15 protein-coding genes are annotated in these 18,510 nt (G+C 59.4%); 4 read left to right on the top strand and 11 right to left on the bottom strand.

Annotation, left to right across the window (positions count from 1 at the left end):
- Positions 1-21 precede the first annotated feature (21 nt).
- From ACFZPT_RS18780 to ACFZPT_RS18825, 10 genes are all read right to left on the bottom strand, one after another.
- Positions 22-1,587 carry a SpoVR family protein gene (locus ACFZPT_RS18780; RefSeq protein WP_034101076.1) on the bottom strand — a complete coding sequence of 522 codons (1,566 nt, stop codon included), beginning with the start codon at positions 1,585-1,587 and terminating at the stop codon, positions 22-24.
- Positions 1,584-2,855 carry a YeaH/YhbH family protein gene (locus ACFZPT_RS18785; RefSeq protein ID WP_034101075.1) on the bottom strand — a complete coding sequence of 424 codons (1,272 nt, stop codon included), beginning with the start codon at positions 2,853-2,855 and terminating at the stop codon, positions 1,584-1,586. Before ACFZPT_RS18785 ends, ACFZPT_RS18780 begins: the two co-directional genes overlap by 4 nt.
- A 115-nt stretch (positions 2,856-2,970) precedes the next feature.
- Entirely contained in the window at positions 2,971-4,893 is a 1,923-nt protein-coding gene (locus ACFZPT_RS18790) for a PrkA family serine protein kinase (protein ID WP_034101074.1), read from the bottom strand.
- A gap of 285 nt (positions 4,894-5,178) precedes the next feature.
- Positions 5,179-5,508, bottom strand: a complete 330-nt coding sequence (gene glpE / locus ACFZPT_RS18795; RefSeq protein ID WP_034101073.1) for a thiosulfate sulfurtransferase GlpE — start codon at positions 5,506-5,508, stop codon at positions 5,179-5,181.
- A gap of 32 nt (positions 5,509-5,540) precedes the next feature.
- A complete protein-coding gene (locus ACFZPT_RS18800; RefSeq protein WP_034115277.1) occupies positions 5,541-6,392 on the bottom strand; it encodes a symmetrical bis(5'-nucleosyl)-tetraphosphatase in 852 nt (283 codons plus the stop codon).
- Positions 6,392-6,772 (bottom strand): Co2+/Mg2+ efflux protein ApaG, encoded by a 381-nt coding sequence (gene apaG / locus ACFZPT_RS18805; RefSeq protein WP_034101069.1) that lies wholly within the window; start codon positions 6,770-6,772, stop codon positions 6,392-6,394. The genes ACFZPT_RS18800 and apaG overlap by 1 nt, the downstream gene beginning before the upstream one ends.
- Positions 6,773-6,878: 106 nt before the next feature.
- The gene (gene rsmA / locus ACFZPT_RS18810; protein WP_034101068.1) at positions 6,879-7,691 is read right to left on the bottom strand and encodes a 16S rRNA (adenine(1518)-N(6)/adenine(1519)-N(6))-dimethyltransferase RsmA; all 813 of its coding nucleotides are present in this window, start codon (positions 7,689-7,691) and stop codon (positions 6,879-6,881) included.
- Positions 7,688-8,677: a 4-hydroxythreonine-4-phosphate dehydrogenase PdxA gene (pdxA, locus tag ACFZPT_RS18815; protein ID WP_034115276.1), complete on the bottom strand. Its 990-nt coding sequence runs from the start codon at positions 8,675-8,677 to the stop codon at positions 7,688-7,690. Before pdxA ends, rsmA begins: the two co-directional genes overlap by 4 nt.
- Complete coding sequence (locus ACFZPT_RS18820; protein ID WP_034115275.1) at positions 8,674-10,014, bottom strand: peptidylprolyl isomerase; 1,341 nt, start codon at positions 10,012-10,014, stop codon at positions 8,674-8,676. Before ACFZPT_RS18820 ends, pdxA begins: the two co-directional genes overlap by 4 nt.
- On the bottom strand, positions 9,989-12,790 hold the full coding sequence (locus tag ACFZPT_RS18825; RefSeq protein WP_034115274.1) for an LPS-assembly protein LptD: 2,802 nt from the start codon (positions 12,788-12,790) through the stop codon (positions 9,989-9,991). Before ACFZPT_RS18825 ends, ACFZPT_RS18820 begins: the two co-directional genes overlap by 26 nt.
- A gap of 130 nt (positions 12,791-12,920) precedes the next feature.
- Between ACFZPT_RS18825 and ACFZPT_RS18830 the strand changes: the two genes are divergently transcribed.
- Genes ACFZPT_RS18830 through ACFZPT_RS18840 form a run of 3 tightly spaced genes read left to right on the top strand, consistent with a single transcriptional unit; the run spans position 12,921 to position 15,386 of the window.
- Entirely contained in the window at positions 12,921-13,946 is a 1,026-nt protein-coding gene (locus ACFZPT_RS18830; protein WP_034101064.1) for an aminoglycoside phosphotransferase family protein, read from the top strand.
- Positions 13,943-14,617, top strand: coding sequence for an N-acetylmuramate alpha-1-phosphate uridylyltransferase MurU (murU, locus tag ACFZPT_RS18835; RefSeq protein WP_034115273.1), 675 nt, complete (start codon positions 13,943-13,945; stop codon positions 14,615-14,617). The genes ACFZPT_RS18830 and murU overlap by 4 nt, the downstream gene beginning before the upstream one ends.
- Position 14,618: 1 nt before the next feature.
- Positions 14,619-15,386, top strand: coding sequence for a TerB family tellurite resistance protein (locus ACFZPT_RS18840; protein ID WP_034115272.1), 768 nt, complete (start codon positions 14,619-14,621; stop codon positions 15,384-15,386).
- A 61-nt stretch (positions 15,387-15,447) separates the two neighbouring features.
- On the opposite strand, the gene ACFZPT_RS18845 is transcribed toward ACFZPT_RS18840, so the two are convergent.
- Positions 15,448-16,422 carry an alpha/beta hydrolase family protein gene (locus tag ACFZPT_RS18845; RefSeq protein WP_034101060.1) on the bottom strand — a complete coding sequence of 325 codons (975 nt, stop codon included), beginning with the start codon at positions 16,420-16,422 and terminating at the stop codon, positions 15,448-15,450.
- Between the two features lie 77 nt (positions 16,423-16,499).
- On the opposite strand from ACFZPT_RS18845, the gene ACFZPT_RS18850 reads away from it, so the two are divergent.
- Positions 16,500-18,494, top strand: a complete 1,995-nt coding sequence (locus ACFZPT_RS18850) for a histidine kinase (RefSeq protein WP_034115271.1) — start codon at positions 16,500-16,502, stop codon at positions 18,492-18,494.
- The last annotated feature ends 16 nt before the right edge of the window (positions 18,495-18,510 follow it).

The following is an 18,510-nucleotide window of genomic DNA, read 5'->3' on the forward strand; positions in this document are numbered from 1 at the left end:
ACCGATGGAGGCTTTGCTGCTTCAGAGATGCACGACGGCCATGTCCAGGCGGCCATAGTCGTTGTCATTGTGATCGCTGCGCGGCGGGACATGGTGGGTCTTCATGACCTGATCGCCTTGTAAGGTTTCCAGATGAATGTCGAAACCCCATAGCCGATGCAGGTGCTTGAGGACTTCATCGGTGGAGTCGCCCAACGGCTTGCGATCGTGCTGTTGATGACGCAACGTCAGCGAACGGTCGCCGCGTACATCGATGCTGTAGATCTGCACATTGGGTTCGCGATTGCCCAGGTTGTATTGCGCGGCCAGGGTTTCGCGGATGATGCGGTAGCCCGGCTCGTCATGGATGGCCGGTACCACCAGATCGTCCTTGAGATCGTCATCCAGAATGCTGAACAGCTTGAGGTCGCGGATCACCTTGGGTGACAGGTACTGCAGGATAAAACTCTCATCCTTAAAGCTGCTCATGGCGAACTTGATCGTGGACAGCCAGTCACTGCCCGCGATTTCCGGGAACCAACGACGGTCCTCCTCGGTGGGGTTTTCGCACATGCGCCGGATATCGCGGTACATGGCAAAGCCCAGCGCATAGGGGTTGATGCCGCTGTAATAGGGACTGTCGAAACCCGGCTGGAACACCACGCTGGTGTGGGAAGTGAGGAACTCCATCATAAAGCCGTCGGTAACCAGGCCTTCATCATAAAGGTCGTTCATCAGCGTGTAGTGCCAGAAGGTTGCCCAGCCCTCGTTCATTACCTGGGTCTGGCGTTGAGGGTAGAAGTACTGGGCGATCTTGCGCACGATACGCACGATTTCTCTTTGCCAGGGCTCCAGCAGCGGCGCGTGTTTTTCGAGGAAATACAGGATGTTTTCCTGGGGTTCGGCGGGGAAGCGCGCATTATCCTTATCGTTATTTTTGCCGGCGCGTTTTGGAATCGTGCGCCATAGATCATTGATCTGTTTCTGCAAATGCTCTTCGCGCTCTTTCTGGCGCAGGCGCTCTTCCTCGGCGGAAATCGGATAAGGCCGTTTGTAGCGGTCGACCCCGTAGTTCATCAGGGCATGGCAGGAGTCGAGCAGATCCTCCACAGCATCGATGCCGTGCCGCTCCTCGCATTGCATGATGTACTGCTTGGCGAACACCAGGTAATCAATGATTGAACTGGCATCGGTCCAGGTGCGGAACAGGTAATTGCCCTTGAAAAAACTGTTATGCCCATAGCAGGCGTGGGCCACGACCAGCGCCTGCATGCAGATGGTGTTTTCTTCCATCAGATAAGCGATGCAGGGGTCGGAGTTGATGACGATTTCGTACGCCAGGCCCATCTGGCCACGACTGTAGGACTTTTCGGTGCTGAGGAAGTGTTTGCCGTATGACCAATGGTGGTAGCCCAGGGGCATGCCGACCGAGGCATAGGCGTCCATCATTTGTTCGGCGGTGATCACCTCGATCTGGTTGGGGTAAGTGTCCAGGGCATAACCCGCCGCAATACGGCTGATTTCCCGGTCATAGGCCTGGATCAGTTCAAAGGTCCATTCGGACCCGGTGGAGAGGGGTTGGCGCTTAGTCTCTTTTTTGGCGGTCATGTCACTAACCTGCGCTGGAAGAGTTCACGGAAGACCGGGTAGATATCGCCGGCCGAGACCAATTGCTGCTGGGCGAACGTGTCGGCAAACGCTTCGCCGATACGCTCGTATTCGAACCACAGGGCCTGGTGCTCACGGGGGGTAATTTCGACGTAAGTGTAGTACTGCACGAACGGCATGATCTGGTTGATCAGAATGTCGCGGCAGATTGGCGAGTCGTCGTTCCAGTTATCGCCGTCCGAGGCCTGGGCGGCGTAGATATTCCATTCGTTGGCCGGGTAGCGCTCGGCCATGATCTCCTGCATCAGCTTCAAGGCACTGGAAACAATGGTGCCGCCGGTTTCACGCGAGTAGAAAAACTCCTCTTCGTCGACTTCCCGCGCGCTGGTGTGATGGCGGATAAACACAACGTCGATCTTGTCGTAGTTCCGCTTGAGAAACAGGTACAGCAGGATAAAGAAACGTTTGGCGATGTCCTTGGTGGCCTGGGTCATGGAGCCGGACACGTCCATCAGGCAGAACATCACGGCCTTGGAGCTGGGATTGGGTTGTTTGACCAGCAAGTTGTATTTCAAATCGAACGTATCGAGAAACGGCACGCGGTGAATGCGTGCACTGAGTTTTTCGATTTCTGCCTCTATCTCCTGGATATCACCGAAGTTGTCCGGCTCATCCCGCTTCAAGCGCGCCAGTTCCTCTTTGGCCTGCTTCAGCTTGGCGCGGCTACTGCCTGACAAGGCGATCCGCCGCGCGTGAGCTGAGCGCAGGGTGCGGATGATATTGATCCGTGAGGGGTTGCCTTCGTTGCTGATGCCGGCGCGTACGGTCTTGAAGGTGTCGGTGCCGGTCAGGTTGCGTTTGACCAGGTTAGGCAGTTCCAAATCCTCGAACATGAATTCGAGAAACTCCTCCTGAGTGATCTGGAACACGAACTCGTCCATGCCCTCACCGGAGTTGCCGGCTTTGCCCGGGCCCTTGCCGCCGCCACCGCCTGGGGGACGCTGGATATGCTCACCCGTGGTGAACTCCTTATTGCCAGGATGCACGACGGTCTGTTTGCCGCCTCTGCCGTGGTGCAGGACGGGTTCGTCGATGTCACGTCCGGGGATGCTGATTTGTTCGCCGTGCTCCATGTCCGTGATGGAGCGGCGGCTGACGGCTTCTTCAACCGCCTTTTTAATGTGGTCACGGTAACGCCGCAGAAAACGCTGGCGGTTAACCGTGCTCTTGTTCTTGCCATTAAGGCGTCGGTCGATCACATAGCTCATGGGGCCCCTCCGGGGAGCTTCAAGTCGTGAGCTTCAAGCCGCAAGGCAGAGCCCACTGACGGGCTCTGTCGCTTTTCCCTTGCCGCTTGTCGCTAGAAGCTTACAGCTGCTTCTCTCACTGCGATTTCCGGACCCGCAGGTACCATTCCGAAAGAAGGCGTACCTGTTTGTCGGTATAGCCACGCTCGACCATTCGAGTAACGAAGTCGTTGTGTTTTTGCTGATCCTCCTTGCTGGCCTTGGCATTGAAACTGATGACCGGCAGCAGATCCTCGGTGTTGGAGAACATTTTCTTTTCGATAACCACCCGCAGCTTCTCGTAGCTGAGCCAGGTAGGGTTCTTGCCGTTGTTGTTGGCACGGGCGCGCAGTACGAAATTGACGATTTCGTTGCGGAAATCCTTCGGATTGCTGATGCCGGCCGGTTTTTCGATTTTTTCCAATTCCTCGTTGAGCGCTACGCGGTTGAGAATTTCGCCGGTTTCGGGGTCGCGGTACTCCTGATCCTGGATCCAGAAGTCCGCATACAACACGTAGCGGTCGAAGATGTTCTGGCCGTATTCGCTGTAGGACTCCAAGTACGCAGTCTGGATTTCCTTGCCGATAAACTCGATATAGCGCGGTGCCAGGTATTCCTTGAGGAATCGCAGGTAACGTTCGCGGGTTTCGGCCTGGAACTGCTCCTGTTCGATCTGCTGTTCCAGCACATACAGCAGATGTACCGGGTTGGCGGCAATCTCGTGGGGATCGAAGTTGAACACTTTGGACAGGATCTTGAACGCGAAGCGGGTCGACAGGCCATTCATGCCCTCGTCTACTCCAGCGGAGTCGCGATATTCCTGAATAGACTTGGCCTTGGGGTCGGTGTCCTTGAGGTTTTCGCCGTCGTACACCCGCATTTTTGAGTAGATGTTGGAGTTTTCCGGCTCTTTTAGCCGTGACAGCACGGTGAACTGGGCCAGCATCTTCAGGGTGTCGGGCGCGCAATGAGCCTTGGACAAGGAGCTGTTGAACAGCAGCTTGTCGTAGATCTTGATCTCATCACTGACCCGCAGGCAGTACGGCACCTTGACGATGTAGATCCGATCGATGAACGCCTCGTTGTTCTTGTTATTGCGGAAGGTGTGCCATTCCGATTCGTTGGAGTGGGCCAGCAGGATGCCTGTAAATGGAATGGCGCCCAGGCCTTCGGTACTGTTGTAGTTGCCTTCCTGGGTCGCGGTAAGCAGTGGGTGCAGCACCTTGATCGGTGCCTTGAACATTTCCACGAACTCCATCAGGCCCTGGTTGGCCCGGCACAATGCGCCTGAGTAGCTGTAAGCGTCGGCGTCGTTCTGCGGGAATTCTTCCAGTTTGCGGATATCGACCTTGCCCACCAATGCGGAAATATCCTGGTTGTTCTCGTCCCCCGGTTCAGTCTTGGCCACGCCGATCTGATTGAGGATCGATGGATAAAGCTTCACCACGCGGAACTGGCTGATATCGCCGCCGAACTCGGCCAGGCGTTTGGTGGCCCAGGGCGACATGATGGTATTGAGATAGCGCCGTGGTATGCCGAAGTCTTCTTCGAGGATTGCGCCATCTTCCGTAGCGTTGAACAAGCCAAGAGGCGATTCGAACACCGGCGAACCCTTGATGGCGTAGAAGGGCACTTTCTCGATCAGTTGTTTTAGCTTTTCTGCCAGGGACGACTTGCCGCCGCCGACGGGGCCGAGCAGGTAGAGGATCTGTTTCTTCTCTTCCAGGCCTTGGGCGGCGTGGCGGAAGTAGGAGACGATCTGATCGATGCACTCTTCCATGCCATGGAAGTCTTCAAAGGCCGGGTAACGGCGGATCACCTTGTTGGAAAATATTCGCGACAGACGCGAATTGTTCGAGGTGTCTACCAGCTCCGGCTCACCGATGGCCAACAGCAGGCGCTCGGCGGCGGATGCGTAGGCACTGCGGTCCTGCTTGCACAGCTCGAGATACTCTTGAAGCGTGAGTTCCTCCTGCTGTGTGGATGCGAAGCGTTGTTGGAAGTGGCTAAAAATACTCATGACGTCGTCACCTCGCTCGATACGTGGAGCCGACGCCGGATCAATCAGTCGATGCTGGCAACCATCGACGATCGCCAATGGTTGTTTTCCCCCCAGAACACCCTGAAACGTTACCGATGACCCGCACGCCGGTGTACCGGCTCTCCCCTGATTCGGATGGCCTGCGCTTAAGGATAGTTCGGAATCGGAGAGGTCAAGGCGCGATACGTAATTAGTTTGACCGCGCCGTTCGTCAGAAACGGCGCGAGCCCAAGCGTCACGCGGGGTAGCGGGGTGTGAAAAAAATTATTGCGAATCGACTGATGCGATGTCTGCAGGAAAGGTCGCACGCCACAGCTCAAACCCGCCATCCAGGCTATAGACGTCGGAGAAGCCTTGATTGACCAGATACGCGGCTGCGCTCTGGCTGGAGTTACCGTGGTAGCACGCCACGATCACCGGTGCGTCGAGGTCGGCGTCGCGGATAAAGTCAGCGATGTTGACGTTGTCCAAGTGCTTGGCGCCAGCAATGTGCGCAGCGGCGTAGGTCGGCTGGTCACGGATATCGACTACTACCGCGCCTTGCTCGCGCAGGGCCTGGGCTTGTTCGGGAGGGATACGTTTGAATTCGCTCATGGCGGGCTCCTTGGGCGGGCGGCAAGCGGCGTCTAGCGCTTGGCGGCGGCCGGCTGTGTAACGGGAAGAGGGGGTTGGCATTGGCAGCGGTGACGCTCGCCGGTGTCGATGTTCATCAAGGTCATGGCGCCGCCCCACACGCAACCGGTGTCGAGGGCAAACACGCCGGGCTCATCGCACTGGCCTTCCAGGGCCGCCCAGTGGCCGAAGATGATCTTGGTGTCACGGGTATTGCGTTCTTTATGGGCAAACCAGGGCTTATAGCCGGGCAATGCGGTGTCCGCGCCTTCCTTGCTTTTGAGGTCCAGTTTTCCCTCGGCGGTGCAGAAACGCATGCGCGTGAAGTAGTTGGTGATGACCCGCAGTCGAGCGACGCCGGTGAGGTCGTTATCCCATTTAACCGGCTCGTTGCCGTACATGCCGTCGAGGTAGGCGGTGTACAGGCTATCGTCGGCCAGAGCGTGTTCGACTTCGGCTGCACATTTGAGGGCTTTTTTCAGCGTCCATTGTGGCGCGATGCCGGCATGCACCAGCGCCATGCGGCGGCCTTCGTCGTAATGCATGATCTTTTGCCGACGCAGCCAGTCGAGCAGTTCGTCGCGGTCAGGTGCTTCGAGAATTTCCCGCAGCGTATCGCCTTTTTTCAGACGTTCGATGTTATTCGCCGCTGCCAGCAGGTGCAGGTCGTGATTGCCCAACACGCAAACCAACGAATGTCGCAGGTTATACAGGTAGCGCAGGGTTTCCAGCGACTCGGGGCCACGGTTGACCAAATCACCCACCAGCCACAGGCGATCCTGCGCCGGGTCGAAGGCGACCCGTTCCAGCAGGCATTTGAGGGGCTCCAGGCAACCTTGCAGGTCACCGACCGCATACGTCGCCATCAGTGCAGGGCTCCGGGCACGGCGAGACGGAATGGTTTGATCATGGCGTCGAATAAATGACCGTCGGTGGCTTTCATTTGATAGGAGCCCTGCATGGTTCCGACCTTGGAGGTCATCACCGTGCCGCTGCTGTAAGTGTGGCTGGCGCCGCTGTCGATCAATGGCTGCTGGCCGACAACGCCGGCGCCGCGGACTTCTTCGACCTGGCCGTCACCGTCGGTAATCACCCAGTGGCGAGAGAGGAGTTTAGCCGGCACCAGCCCGTTGTTTTTCACCGTGATGGTGTAGGCAAAGGCGTAGCGGTTCTGTTCAGGTTGCGATTGTTCCGCCAGGAAGCGGGTGACGACGCTGACGTCGATCTGGTAGCGAGGATCGGACATGCAAGAGGCCTTAAAAGCAAAAGCGGAAGACAGCAGATGCGGATCAGTCTAGGCCAAGAGGTGGGCACTAGGCCAGACATGCCGTCTGGCCCATGCACGGCAGGCTTCAGTCTGCGGCTGGCGCAGGCTGGATGGCCAACTGGTCGGCCAGGCGCACGAATGCGGCCAGGTCCAGTTGTTCGGGACGTAGGCTGCCGTCCACGCCAGCGGCTTCGATTTCCGCGTTACTCAGCAGCGCCTTGAGCGTGTTGCGCAAGGTTTTGCGACGCTGGTTGAACGCCTCGCGTACCACGCGCTCCAGTAAGCGATGATCCTTGGCCGGGTGTGGCAGCACGGCATGGGGGACCAGGCGTACGATGGCCGAATCAACTTTCGGCGGCGGGTTGAAGGCGCCCGGCCCAACGTTGAACAGGTGTTCGACGCGGCAGTGGTACTGAACCATGATCGACAGTCGACCCCAATCGCCGCCTCCAGGGCCAGCGGCCAGGCGCTCCACCACTTCTTTTTGCAGCATGAAGTGCATATCGCGGATGATCCCTGCGTTGTTCAGCAGGTGGAAGATCAGCGGTGTGGAGATGTTGTAAGGCAGGTTGCCGACCACGCGCAGGCTATTAGGCGCGGCGTTGAGGCTATTGAAGTCGAACTTCAGCGCATCGCCCTGATGCAGGTTGAAGTTGGACTTGCCGGCGAATTGCTGATTGAGGATCGGGATTAGGTCCTTGTCCAACTCCACCACGTCCAACTGCCCGCCACTGGCCAGCAAGCCTTGTGTCAGTGCGCCCTGGCCTGGGCCGATTTCCAGCAGGCGGTCTTCGGGCTTGGCGTGAATGGAGCGCAGGATGCGGTCGATCACGCCTGCGTCGTGCAGGAAATTCTGCCCGAAGCGCTTGCGCGCCCGGTGTTGGTAATGCTCGGTCATATACGGGTCTCGGCCATCTGATAGGCGGTTTCCAGAGCCACGTGCAGGCTGCCGGTATCGATCTTGCCGCTGCCCGCCAAGTCCAGGGCAGTGCCATGGTCGACGGAGGTGCGGATGATCGGCAGGCCCAGAGTCACGTTTACGGCGGCGCCGAAGCCTTTGTATTTCAGCACCGGCAGCCCTTGGTCATGGTACATCGCCAGCACTGCGTCGCAGTGCTCCAGATATTTGGGGGTAAACAGAGTGTCCGCGGGCAGTGGGCCGCGCAGGTCCATGCCTTCTTGGCGCAGACGCTCCAGGGTGGGTTCGATGATGTCGATTTCTTCATGCCCCAGGTGACCGCCTTCACCGGCGTGGGGGTTAAGCCCGCAGACCAGGATGCGCGGTTGGGCGATGCCGAATTTTTGGCGCAAGTCGGCATGCAAGATGCGCGTCACGCGCTCCAAACGCTCGGAGGTAATGGCGTCGGCAACTTCACGCAGCGGCAGGTGCGTGGTCACCAGGGCTACACGCAAGCCGCGGGTGGCAAGCATCATCACGACTTGTGTGGTGTGGGTCAGCTCGGCAAGGAACTCGGTGTGACCGGAAAACGCGATGCCGGACTCATTGATCACGCCCTTGTGCACCGGCGCGGTGATCATGCCCGCGAAGTCGCCATCGAGGCAGCCTTGCCCGGCGCGAGTCAGGGTTTGCAACACAAACGCCGCATTGGCCGTATCCAGCTGCCCGGCCACGACCTTGGCGTGCATTGGGGTGTCCCACACATACAAGCTATCTGCCGGTGCCGGCACGTTGGGCCAGTTGCCCGGTGCCACGTCCAGCAAATCCACAGCCACACCCAGCTGCGCGGCCCGCTCAAGGAGCAGGTCGCGGCTGGTAATGGCAATCAGGGGGTGTGGCTGAGGTTGCGAGGCGAGCAGCAGGCACAGGTCTGGACCGATGCCGGCGGGCTCGCCGGGTGTCACCGCGAAACGCTGAGGTTTCACTGAACTGCCTGGTCGGTGCCTGTTTGCTCGGCGCCTGGCAGCTTGATTTCCACATAGGCCTCGTCACGGATCTGACGCAGCCAAGTTTGCAGCTCCTCATCGTACTTGCGGTTGCGCAGTACGTTCAGCGCTTGCTGTTCGCGGGCTTGACTGGTGTTGTCGGTGGCGCGACGGCCGAGGACTTCCAGCACATGCCAGCCATATTGAGTCTTGAACGGCTTGGACAACACACCTTGCGGGGTATCGGCCATGACTTGTTGGAACTCTGGCACCAGTGCTTTCGGGTCGATCCAGTTCAGGTCGCCGCCGTTAAGGGCCGAACCCGGATCTTCCGAGAAGCTCTTGGCCAGGGTGGCAAAGTCTTCACCATTCTGGATGCGGTCGTAGATCTTCTCGGCCAGCTCCTTGGTTTGCGCTTCGCTACGGATTTCGCTCGGTTTGACCAGGATGTGACGAACATGTACTTCGTCTTTCAGTGAGGTCTGGCCACCACGGCGCTCCAGCAGCTTCAGGATGATGAAACCACCCGGCGTGCGTGCTGGTTGGGTAATGCCACCGACCTCCATCGAACTCAGTTCACGGTCGAACGGCGGTGGCAATTGAGCGGCTTTACGCCAGCCCATATCACCGCCTTCAAGGGCGTTGTCACTGCCGGACTGGGCGATGGCCATTTGCGCGAAATCGGCACCGGCCTTGAGGCGATCGTAGATCGCTTTGGTTTTGGCGGCGGCTGCGTTGAGCTGTTCGGAGTTGGCGCTGTCCGGTGTCGGAATCAGGATATTGGCCAGGTGCAGTTCTTCGGAAAGCTGCATTTTGCCCAGGTCCGAGGCGAGGAAGTTCTTCACTTCCTGCTCGGACACCTGAACCCGCTCGGCCACACGGCGCTGACGTACACGGCTGATGATCATTTCACGGCGGATCTGATCACGGGCATCTTCATAGGACAGGCCGTCACGCGCCAGGGCGGCGCGGAACTGGTCGATGCTCATGTTGTTGCGCTGAGCAATTGTGCCTACCGCCTGGTTCAACTCTTCGTCCGAGATGCGAATGCCGGAACGTTCGCCGATCTGCAGTTGCAGGTTCTCGACGATCAAGCGTTCCAGTACCTGTTGATCCAGGACGCTGGTAGGTGGCACGCCACCGCCACGCTTGGCGATGGTTTGCTGAACTTCCTTGACCCGCTGGTCCAGTTGGCTCTGCATGATCACGTCGTTATCGACGATGGCCACAACCTTGTCCAACTGCTGGACCGCGGCATGCGCCGATGCGGTCCCAAGGAATAGCGCGCCCAGCAGGAGCGGGCGCAGACAATCAGAAAGCTTGATCTTCACGTTCACGATAACCTTGAATGCCTTTGTCGAGGAAGCTCTCTACCTTGGCGCCGGTCAGGCCGCCGAGTCCTTTGAGGACGATCTGGAAGAAGAGCCCGTGGTCACCCTTTTCGTTAAGGGGGGCGATCTGGGTGTATTCGTCGTTGGATACCCAGTAACGGTTGATGACGCGCAGTTTCCAGCAGCAGTTGTCGTACTCGAAACCACCAAACGCTTCCAGGGTGCGGTTGCGGGCATAGTCATACTGCCAGCGGGTGATCAGGTTCCACTGCGGAATGATCGGCCACATCATCGAGAAGTCGTGTTGTTGGATTTTGTAGTAATCCTTCACGAAGTTCGGTTGACCTTCGGTGCCGTAGTCCCCACCGAACTGCCATTTGCCGGTCAGCTGGTTGTAGACCACTTGGTCGTTACGATAGCGATAACCGAGGTTGACCACCTTGTTGGGGTTGTCTTCCGGCTGGTAGTGGAACATTGCGCTGCCGGAGCGAGCGCTGTGTTCCTCGGTGTCCCAGTTGTAATCGGCAGTGGCACGCCAGTCGCGGTTGAAGCGGAATTCGTATTCCAGGGCGACAGGGGATACGTCGGATTGTGCATCGGCACGTTCGGCTGCCAGTACGCCCGGAAGCTGAACTTCACGGTCTTTGAAGTAAACCGCTTGGCCGACGCTGACGCGCTGACGTTCGAAACCGTTTTCTTCGATCCAGCGGCTGGTCACGCCCAGGGACAGTTTGTTCTCGTCACCGATCCGGTCAGAGCCGCTGAAGCGGTTGTCGCGGAACAACGAGGCGTAGCTGAACGAGTATTCGCTGGTGTCGAAGACAGGAATATCGCTCTGGTCCTTGTTCGGGACGTAGAGGTAGTAAGCACGCGGTTCGAGGGTCTGGTTGTAGGCTTTGCCGAACCAGTTGGTCTGGCGGTCGAAGTACAGGCCGCTGTCCACGCTAGCGATGGGTACCGCACGATCCTGTGAACTCTTGAAGGTTTGACCAGCTTTCGCCATCTGCGACTTGCCTGTTCCGTCCAGGTCCAGATCGTATTTGGTATAGACGTATTTGAGCTTCGGTGTAATGAAGCCGTAGGTCCAGTTCATTGGGTAATCAACGGCTGGAGCAACATTAAGTCGAGTGCCATTAGCACGTGTTAGGCCTGTGACGTTTTCATCAAGGCGTTTTTCACCAAAGGTGCCATCTGGATTGGCAGGGCCGCCATCTTTGTCAAGAACCATGCCGCTGCGAAGGTCTCGATCAAATCTTACGGCTTCTGTTTCATAACTGAAGTTCAGTCCGCCTGGATGATAAGGCAGTGCACCATTGAAGGTGATTTGCGGCAGCCTGTCATAAGGCGTTATCTGGGAAATAGTTGCCAGTTGGTAAGCTTGAAGATTCAAGCGAGCCTGATAAGAATCACCGCGATAGGTAACGGATCCCTGCTGATTGAGGAAGTCCTGGGATTCGACGCCGATTTGGTTACTTTTCAAATCTTGAAAATAGAACGGATCGCTGATCTTGGTGTAATCGACCTGAGTCGACAACCGCGAATCCAACCCACCCTTATGCTGCCAATTGAGCATATAGCGGGTTTTCTCGGAATCGGTCTGCTTGCTGCGCTCGTCGCTGTCGTCGTTCAGGTACGCGCCGCCGAACTGGCCTTCGCTGGACTTGGTGAGGTAGCGGAACTCGCCTTCCATCAACAGGCCGCGTTTGGTCATGTATTGCGGGTACAACGTGGCATCGTAGTTAGGCGCCAGGTTGAAGTAGTACGGCGTAGTAAGCGCAAAGCCCGTTTCGCCACCAGTGGCAAAGCTCGGCGGCAGGAAGCCGGACTGACGACGATCGTCGATTGGGAAATAGATATAAGGCGTATACAGGATCGGGATGTTCTTGACCCGCAACGTCGCGTTGGTCGCCGTACCGAAACCGGTGGCCGGGTTCAACGTGATGTTGTTGCCTTTGAGCTGCCAGGCGTTGCTGTCCGGCTCACAGGTGGTGTACGTACCGTCCTTGAGGCGGATGATCGCGTTTTCGGCACGCTTGGCGTACAGCGCGCTGCCGCGGATGCGCGACTTGTGCATCACGTATTCGGCGTTATCGATCTGGGCGGCGCCGGTGTCCAACTGAACCTGGGCGTGGTCGCCGACGATCAGCGCACCGTTGTCACGCAGACGCACGTTGCCGTTCAGCTCGCCACGGTTCTCGGCCTGGTACAGGCTGGCTTCCTGGGATTCGAGCTGCATGCTGCCCTGGCGCATGACGACATCACCGGCCAGGGTCGCAACTTGCGATTCCTGCTCGTAACGAGAGGCCTTGGCGCCGATGAAGGTCGGCGCGTCGCTCTTGTTGGTCTTGTCGTTCATGCCAGGACGTGTCGGTTCGACGTACGCACCGGCGCAGTAAGGACCGGTTTCGGCCAGTTGGGCCGCGGTCAACTTTTCGCGAGGCACCCAGTCCAAGTGGCTATAGTCGGCGCTGCGCGAGCGCAGGCCGCGGCCCTTGGCTTCGGTGACCAGTGCGGTCTTGGGCTCGGCCTCAGTGCTACCACCGGCATCGGCTTGCGCCGTGCTGTTGGCCGAACTGACGGCTGCACCGTCATGCACCGGGCGCGGTGGTAGCGGGGCAGCGGCGGTTTTCGGCGCGCAATCCCAGGCACCCGAAGCAGAGACTGAGCAGTCATACTGTTCCGCGGCGACCACGAATGAGGTGGCGAAAGGTTGCATGGCCAGCAGACTGCCGGTTACCAGCAACGGAAATTTTCTACGAAACGCGGGGGATTTCAATGCCATCTTATTAGTCCGGGCTTCCTGCGTGCCATCTGCCCGCGGTGTGGGCCGCACGCCTCTCGATGGTCTGAAAAAGATGCGTGATAATAAAGCATGACCCGCTTGACGGCTAGCGCCGTCGGAGACCCTTGTAATGCCCGAGCAAGATCTACGTTTACAACAGCTGGAAGTCTGGCTGGATGAGCAGTTGCCGATCCTTTTCAACGCTCACGGCTGGGGTGCCGTACCCCCGGCCACATTGACCGCGGCCAGCAGCGACGCGAGTTTCAGGCGCTATTTCCGTTGGGAGGGAGGTGGCCGAACTTTCGTGGTCATGGATGCGCCACCCCCCCAGGAAAACTGCAAACCTTTCGTCGATATCGCGCATTTACTTGCGAGGTCTGGGATAAATGTTCCGAAAATTTATGCAGAAGATCTGCCGCGAGGCTTTCTTTTGCTCAATGACCTGGGCACAAAAACCTACCTGGACGTGATCGACGAGCACAACGCCGATCAATTATTCGCCGAGGCCATCGATGCCTTGCTGGCTTTTCAGCAATTGCCGATGGATGCGCCGCTGCCCAGTTATGACGTCGCCTTGCTGCGGCGCGAGCTGGAACTGTTTCCCGAGTGGTACGTGCGCCGACACCTGGGTATCGAATTGGATACCCACCAACAAGCCCTCTGGCAGTGCGTCAGCGATCGGTTGATCGACAGCGCCCTGGCGCAGCCCAAAGTGCTGGTGCACCGCGACTATATGCCACGCAACTTGATGATCAGCGAGCCGAACCCGGGCGTGCTGGATTTCCAGGATGCGGTTTATGGTCCGGTCACCTACGACATCACTTGTCTGTTCAAAGACGCTTTTCTTAGTTGGCCCCAGGCCCGTGTGCGGGAATGGCAGCGTGGTTATTGGGCGCAGGCCATGAAACTTGGCATCCCGGTGCAGGCGGACTTCGATGAATTCCTGCGTGCCAGCGACTTGATGGGCGTGCAGCGCCATCTCAAGGTCATCGGCATTTTTGCGCGTATCTGCCACCGCGACGGCAAGCCTCGCTACCTGGCCGACGTGCCGCGCTTCTTCGCTTATATAGAAGCGGTAGTGGCTGAGCGTCCGCAGTTGAGTGAATTGTCCGAGCTGTTGGTCAGCCTGCGCCAGCCGGCCGAGGCCGTTGTATGAAGGCCATGATCCTGGCTGCGGGCAAAGGCGAGCGGATGCGTCCGCTCACTTTGCACACCCCTAAGCCGCTGGTGCAGGCCGGTGGCAAGCGCCTGATCGAGTATCACCTGGAGGCGCTGGCCAAGGCCGGCTTCACCGACATCGTGATCAACCACGCCTGGCTCGGTCAGCAGATCGAAAGCTATCTGGGCGACGGTGCGCAATTCGGGCTGCGCATCCGGTACTCCCCGGAGGGTGAGCCGCTGGAGACCGGCGGCGGGATTTTCCAGGCACTACCATTGCTGGGGGATCAACCTTTTCTGGTGGTCAATGGCGATATCTGGACTGACTACGATTTCTCCCAGCTCAAGCAACCGCTCAAGGGGCTGGCGCATCTGGTGATGGTCGATAACCCGGCGCATCACCCTTCGGGCGGTGATTTTTACCTGGATCACGGTCTGCTTCATGATGCGGCGCCCGGTGCCGATAACCTGACCTTCAGTGGCATTTCCGTGCTCGACCCCAAGTTGTTTGAAGGTTGCAGCGCGGGTGCCTTCAAGTTGGCGCCGCTGTTGCGCGCGGCCATGGCGAAAGGTCAGGTAACGGGGGAGCACATGGCAGGACGCTGGATTGATGTCGGTACGCTGGAGCGCCTGGCGCAAGTCGAATCCCTGCTCATAGCGGGGCAGTAATATGTTGTGGCCAGGGACGCTGATCGGCGCCGCGGCTGGCTTTGCCATTGCCAGTATTCCGGGGGCTTTGTTGGGGGCACTGCTGGGGCAGGCGCTGGATCGTCGCCTGCAACTGCGCAGTTGGGCGCAGTTGCGCGAGCGCCTGGGCGGTCGCCCGGCCTTACGCAATGACGAATTGCTGTTTGTGTTGCTGGGGCGGCTGGCCAAGAGCAATGGCCGCGTGGTGGATGGGCATATTCAGCAGGCGCGGCAAGAAATGCGCGCCCTGGACATGACCGAATCAGCTCAGCGGCGTGCGATTGCGGCATTCAATCGGGGCAAATCCGGGGCCGACCGGGTGCGTAGATACCTGCGCGTGCTCAAGGCTCAGCCCCATGCGGCCGAAGGCGTGCTGCGCGCCTGCTGGCGGATGGTCTGGGCGGACGGCCGTGCGGATGACGCCGAGCGCGACCTGATCGAGCAGTGGGGGCGCTGGCTCGGCTGGACGCCGCAACAGCTCAAGGCGCTGGCCGCTGACTACGCGCCCGAGCGCAAGCCGTTGGTCAATCGCAGCGCAACGTATCAGGATGCCCTGCGGTTGCTGGGGGTGACGGCCACCGCGGACCCGTCAACGATCAAGCGTGCCTACCGTCGCCTGCTCAGCCGTCACCATCCGGACAAAATCGCCGGCACCGGCGCCAGTCCAGCGCAGGTACGCGAGGCCACCGAGCGCACCCGCGAGTTGCACAACGCCTATGCGTTGATTCGCGAACGCCGGGATTTTCGTTAGTCGCCACCGTTGAAGATAGAACTCCAATCAAAATATGGGAGGGGGCTTGCCCCCTCCCACTTCAGTTTTGTGTTGTTTGGGGGCTCAACCAGCCTCTGATCCTGCGATAAAGCTGTTCCTGCTCGGCGGCGCTGTTGCCGGGCAGGGTCTTGAGCGACACCTGTTTATAGCCGTCATTCTTCAACCGCTTGGCCGCCTGCAGGCGAGCCATGGCGTTTTTGCTGGACTGCGTGTTGTCTTGATAGAAAACGTCGGCAGTCGGCATTTTCAGGCCAGGGGCCAGTTGCTGCACGTCCGGCTGACGGCCATTGGGTGTCTTGGCGTCGACCATGACGAATTTCTGCACCTGGGACGGTTGCTTCTCGGTCAAGTAGCGCGCCGCCCACCAAGCTCCGGTGCCATGGCCGAGCAGCACTACACTGCGCGCACTCTGGGTTTGGGCGAAGGCCACGGCGGCGTCGATGCGATCAAAAATGCGCGAGGCATCGGTCTTATCCTGCTCGTCGGCGCCCGGAACCACCGACGGGTCGGTGCCCTCGGCTTCGGCGCTGGCGGCTTGTTCGATGGGTTTATCCGCGGTGCTGGCTTCTTTGCTGCTGGTGTCGACCGTGGCTTTGGGCGCTTCCATAACGCGCGGCGGCAGGGTGTCTACGCTCACATCCGGCAACGACAGGCTCAGGCTGCCCCAGTCGGCATCCGGCAATTTGCGGCGTAAAGGGCCGATTGCTTGCGGCCAGTCAGCATTTTCCCCGGCGCCCGGTACGATAATCACCACGCCCTCGGGCTCGGCGCTGTTGGCGGGTTTCCACAGGGCCAGGAAGGAATCGCTACCAGCCTGCAATTGCTGCTGCTCCTGCTGTGGGATTGTGCGTTCTAGGGCGCTGGCTTCAGCCTGGCTGCGTTCCGGCAGGGGCTGGCGCGCTACGGGTTTTTCGGCTTCTGGCGCGGGAGCGTCAGCGGCCTGTACAGAAAAGGCACTGGTAAAGAGCAGCGACAGGCACAATGCTGGCAGTGCCGAACGGTGATGAAAGGGCATCGTTAATTCCCGGCCAGAAGTGATTCCAGCAGCCTAATGGGTTGGTCAGTATTTGTCAGTGATGTGAGACGTGGATCATGGGTTTTCGCTGTCTGCTGCTTATCGGCTGTTTGTGCGTTGCCTTGATGGCAAACGCCGCCCCCGCGCCTGGCGTACCGCAGGCGCAACTCACTGCGCAGCAGCGCCAATGGCTGACCGAGCATCCGGAGCTGCGGGTCGGCGTAGTGTTGCAAGCGCCTTACGCGCAGTACGATCGGCGCCTACAGCGTTTGTCGGGGGCCAATGTCGAATTGATGCAGTGGCTGGCCAAGGCGCTGAATATCGAACTGACGTGGCGCAACTTTCCCACTCAGGAGCAGTTGGAAGAGGCCGTACGCGAGGGCGAGGTAGACATGGCTCCCGGCCTGCAGCAAACCCCGGCCGGTCTGCGCCTGTGGTTGTTCACCGACCCCTATATGCGCGTGCCTCAGCGTGTGGTGGGCATCCGTGAGGGCGGCGCTGCCGTGGAGCTGGAAAAACTCGATGATCAATCCCGCGTTGCGGTGCGCATGCCCAGTGCCGTGGCCGATTACCTGAGCAGCACATACCCCAATCTCAATCTGCAAGGCGTGCCCATGGAGCGCCAGGCCCTGCAATTGCTGGTCAGCCAACAGGCCCGCTATGCCGTAGTGGATGAAGCGCAACTGAGTCGTCTTTCCGCCGAAGCGGAATTCGCCGGGCTGGCGGTGGTGGGGGATATCGGCCTACCGCAACTCTTGCGTGTAGCCACCCGCCGCGAATGGCCGGAACTGGCCGGCATCATGGAAAGCGCGCTGCGTGCCATTCCCGCCCGTGACCTGGACCAACTGCACAACCGCTGGCTGCAACCCCAATATCCCCGGCTAACGCAGTCCCCGGGGCTATGGCAGAACCTGAGCCTGTTGCTGTGCCTGCTGCTGCTCGCCAGCCTGGCGGTGGTGTTCTGGCAGCGTCGCCACCAACGCCAACTGGAACACGACCTGCTGGCCGCCCGCGAAGAAAGCGCCGCCCGTGCGGCCGGTGCCCAGGCGCTGCGGTTGACGCAGTTTTCCATCGATCAAAGCACCGTCGGCATTCTCTGGGTGAACTGGGACAGTCATGTGCGCTACGCCAACCGTGCGGCCGAAAACATGCTCGGTTATGGCCCCGGCACTTTGATCGAGCGGCCGCTGGTCGACCTCGACCCCACGCTGGACATGGACCGCTGGCTCAATCTGTGGAAACGCGCACGGGCCAGCGAAGAAGGACCGCAGAATTTCGCCACCGATTGTTTGCGCGCCGATGGCAGCATCCTGCCGGCCAACGTTTCCTTGAGTTTTGTGCGCTTTGCCGATGCCGAGTACCTGGTGGTGTTCCTCAACGACGTCACCGAACTGCGCCGCACCCTGGCGGCCTTGCTGCAAAGCGAGGCGCAATTGCGCGAGCTGTCGGCCCACCTGGAAACCGTGCGCGAAGAAGAAAAGGCCCGCATTGCCCGTGAAGTGCACGATGAACTCGGGCAGATGCTCACCGTGCTCAAGCTGGAAACCTCCATGTGCGAGCTGGCCTACGCGCAGTTGGACCCCGGCCTGCATGAGCGCCTGAACAGCATGAAGCGCCTGATCGCCCAGCTTTTCCAATTGGTGCGCGACGTGGCCACCGCGCTGCGCCCGCCGATTCTCGACGCGGGCATTGCCTCGGCCATCGAGTGGCAGGCCCGGCGCTTTGAAGCGCGCACGCACATTCCTTGCCTGGTGCAGGTGCCGGATAACCTGCCGGCCCTGAGCGACGCAAAGGCCGTCGGCCTGTTTCGTATCTTGCAAGAGGCGCTGACCAATGTGATGCGCCATGCCCAGGCGCATACTGTGGAACTTAGCCTGGCGATTGAAGGCACCGACCTGCGCCTGACCATCAGCGACGACGGCGTCGGCTTCGTTCAGGCACAAGGCCGTGCGACCTCGTTCGGCCTGGTGGGCATGCGCGAGCGGGTGTTGATCATGGGCGGGCAACTGAGCCTGCACAGCGAGCTGGGGGAGGGCACCACCCTGAGCGTGACGGTGCCATTGGATGCCTGACAATAAGAGGAAAGCC

Origin of the sequence: Pseudomonas sp. MD330_10, from assembly GCF_042610415.1 — a bacterium.
Lineage (GTDB): Bacteria > Pseudomonadota > Gammaproteobacteria > Pseudomonadales > Pseudomonadaceae > Aquipseudomonas > Aquipseudomonas rhodesiae.

What these genes read in the sequence shown, in the direction of transcription:
- rsmA (WP_034101068.1), bottom strand. Translation starts at nt 7,691, where the DNA reads ATGACCGAGCATTACCAACACCGGGCGCGCAAGCGCTTCGGGCAGAAT.
- glpE (WP_034101073.1), bottom strand. Translation starts at nt 5,508, where the DNA reads ATGAGCGAATTCAAACGTATCCCTCCCGAACAAGCCCAGGCCCTGCGC.
- ACFZPT_RS18845 (WP_034101060.1), bottom strand. Translation starts at nt 16,422, where the DNA reads ATGCCCTTTCATCACCGTTCGGCACTGCCAGCATTGTGCCTGTCGCTG.
- ACFZPT_RS18850 (WP_034115271.1), top strand. Translation starts at nt 16,500, where the DNA reads ATGGGTTTTCGCTGTCTGCTGCTTATCGGCTGTTTGTGCGTTGCCTTG.
- ACFZPT_RS18780 (WP_034101076.1), bottom strand. Translation starts at nt 1,587, where the DNA reads ATGACCGCCAAAAAAGAGACTAAGCGCCAACCCCTCTCCACCGGGTCC.
- ACFZPT_RS18830 (WP_034101064.1), top strand. Translation starts at nt 12,921, where the DNA reads ATGCCCGAGCAAGATCTACGTTTACAACAGCTGGAAGTCTGGCTGGAT.
- ACFZPT_RS18840 (WP_034115272.1), top strand. Translation starts at nt 14,619, where the DNA reads ATGTTGTGGCCAGGGACGCTGATCGGCGCCGCGGCTGGCTTTGCCATT.
- ACFZPT_RS18785 (WP_034101075.1), bottom strand. Translation starts at nt 2,855, where the DNA reads ATGAGCTATGTGATCGACCGACGCCTTAATGGCAAGAACAAGAGCACG.
- murU (WP_034115273.1), top strand. Translation starts at nt 13,943, where the DNA reads ATGAAGGCCATGATCCTGGCTGCGGGCAAAGGCGAGCGGATGCGTCCG.
- apaG (WP_034101069.1), bottom strand. Translation starts at nt 6,772, where the DNA reads ATGTCCGATCCTCGCTACCAGATCGACGTCAGCGTCGTCACCCGCTTC.
- ACFZPT_RS18790 (WP_034101074.1), bottom strand. Translation starts at nt 4,893, where the DNA reads ATGAGTATTTTTAGCCACTTCCAACAACGCTTCGCATCCACACAGCAG.
- ACFZPT_RS18800 (WP_034115277.1), bottom strand. Translation starts at nt 6,392, where the DNA reads ATGGCGACGTATGCGGTCGGTGACCTGCAAGGTTGCCTGGAGCCCCTC.
- ACFZPT_RS18825 (WP_034115274.1), bottom strand. Translation starts at nt 12,790, where the DNA reads ATGGCATTGAAATCCCCCGCGTTTCGTAGAAAATTTCCGTTGCTGGTA.